Below are 2147 nucleotides of genomic sequence, written 5' to 3'. Positions count from 1 at the left end.
CTCCACAGGAACCACCGCGGCAGTGCCCTGACCAGCCGTGGCGGGCCGGCTACCTCGATCCGCCCGGCGTCCACCGCCTCGGACCAGCTGCAGTAGCCCTGGAACACGTCGGCGAGGGCCGGCGTGGCCGCGGTGACCTCGACGTCGACCTCGAAGCCCGGGTGCTGCAGGCAGACCGAGACCTCGGCGTGCTCCATGACCAGCCAGATCGACACCGGGTCGGGTGCGGTGTGCCGGAACTCCACGACGGTCCGCCCGGGCGGCAGTCGACCGTGGTCGACCCGCCGGTGCATCCACCACATCAGGGTCGTCGGCGACACGTCGTGCGGGCGCAGCTCGTCGAAGAGCCACTCGATCGCCCACCGGCCGAGGCTGTCGATCACCCGCTCGAGGTCCCGGCCGGCCGGCGTCAGGTGGTACTCGCTGCCGCGCCCCGTGGGGGAGGGCCACGTGTCCAGCACCCCTCGCTTCTCGAGGTGCCGCAGTCGCTGCACGAGCAGGGACCGCGAGATCCCCGGCATCGCGCGGGCGATGTCGTTGAACCGCGTGTTGCCGAGCACGAGCTCGCGGATGATCAGCGGCGTCCAGCGGTCCGCGACGACCTCGGCGGCCATGGACACGGGGCAGAAGTTGCCGTAGTCGGGCATGGGCTCATGGTGGTCCCGCGGCTGCCCGGGTGGAAGTCCTGAATTTGGACCACCCGGGTCACTTTTGTGGACTGGATGCCGGATCCGGATCGTCGGACATTGATGACATGACCATCACCGAACTCAAGAGCGACGCCATGAGCGTTGCCACGCCCCTTGCCCGCGCCGCCGCCCTCGGCCCCGAGCTCGCCGCCCACGCCTCCCGCCACGACGTCGAGGGCACCTTCGTCTCCGAGGCGTACGACGCCCTGCGGGGCGCCGGCCTGCTCCGGGCCGCCGTCCCCGTCGAGCTCGGGGGCGACGGCGCCACCATCGCCGAGCTGACCGCGATGCAGCGCGAGCTCGGCCACCACTGTGGCTCCACCGCGCTGGCCAGCTCCATGCACCAGCACGTCGTCGCGTTCACGGCCTGGCGCTACCGCCGCGGGCTGCCGGGCGCCGAGGCGACCCTGCGCCGGGTCGCCGAGGAGGGCATCCTCCTGGTGTCCACCGGCGGCGGCGACTTCACCCACCCGCAGGGCGAGGCGGTGAAGGTCGACGGCGGCTACCGCGTCACCGGCCGCAAGCGCTTCGCCAGCCAGTCCGGCCACGGCGACGTGCTGTCCACGATGTTCGGCTTCGACGACCCCGAGCAGGGCCGGCGCGTCCTCAACATGGCCGTCCCCGTCACCGCCGAGGGCGTCACCGTCGCCGACAACTGGAACACCCTTGGCATGCGAGGGACGGCGAGCAACGACGTCGACCTCGCCGACGTGTTCGTGCCCGAGGAGAAGGTGCTCGCCAACCGCCCCTGGGGCGTCGTCGACCCGCCGCTCCAGGTGATCGCGAGCGTCGCGTTCCCGATCGTCTCCGGTGCCTACCTCGGTGTCGCCGAAGCCGCCTACGAAGCCGCCGTCACGGCCGCGGCCCGGCGCAGGGACGACGTGCTCGTGCAGCGCCAGGTCGGCCTGATGCGCACGAAGCTCCAGGTGGCGAGCTGGGCCCTCGACGGCGCACTGGCCCTGGTGGGCGACGACCCCGCGCCGTCGTACGACACCTTCCTGGCGGTGATGGCCGCCAAGGCCGAGGTCGCCCGGGCCGGCATCGAGGTCTGCGACCTCGCGATGGAGGTCGCCGGCGGCAGTGCGTTCTTCAAGGGCTCCGTGATCGAGCGCAGCTACCGCGACATCCGGGCCGCGAAGTTCCACCCCCTCACGCCGGAGGACACCCTGGTGGCCGCCGGTCGCCACGCGGTGGGGTTGTAGGCGACCGGCGGCCAGTGCCCGGCGGCCAGTGCCCGGCGGGTGCTGATCAGCGCCCGCCGAGCACCCCGGCGTCGTACGCCTTGAGGACCGACGCCTTGTCGGCGTCGGTCAGGTCGCCGTCCTTGACGGCCGTGTCGAGTCGTTCCGACAGGTCCGTACGACGCTCGGCCTTCTGGGCATCGCGCAGGGTGTCCAGCGCGTCGGCCACCTTGGCCTCGTCGAGGCCGAGCTCGTCGGCGAGTGCCTTGGCCAGGGC

General features: G+C 72.4%; 3 protein-coding genes. 1 reads left to right on the top strand and 2 read right to left on the bottom strand.

The genetic code is table 11. From position 1 onward, the window contains the following. On the bottom strand, nucleotides 1–647 hold a 647-nt coding region (locus ACOADB_RS12115; protein ID WP_378598625.1), incomplete at its 3' end, for a winged helix-turn-helix transcriptional regulator. Between the two features lie 107 nt (nucleotides 648–754). Between ACOADB_RS12115 and ACOADB_RS12110 the strand changes: the two genes are divergently transcribed. Continuing rightward, nucleotides 755–1891, top strand: a complete 1137-nt coding sequence (locus ACOADB_RS12110; RefSeq protein WP_378598622.1) for an acyl-CoA dehydrogenase family protein — start codon at nucleotides 755–757, stop codon at nucleotides 1889–1891. Between the two features lie 46 nt (nucleotides 1892–1937). Here the strand turns inward: ACOADB_RS12110 and ACOADB_RS12105 are convergent. Continuing rightward, on the bottom strand, nucleotides 1938–2147 hold a 210-nt coding region (locus ACOADB_RS12105; protein WP_378598619.1), incomplete at its 5' end, for a hypothetical protein.

Source organism: Nocardioides sp. CPCC 206348 (assembly GCF_048654705.1).
Classification (GTDB): domain Bacteria; phylum Actinomycetota; class Actinomycetes; order Propionibacteriales; family Nocardioidaceae; genus Nocardioides.
The sequence above is the reverse complement of the archived record's forward strand: the minus strand, read 5'-3'. Positions and strand labels throughout refer to the sequence as shown.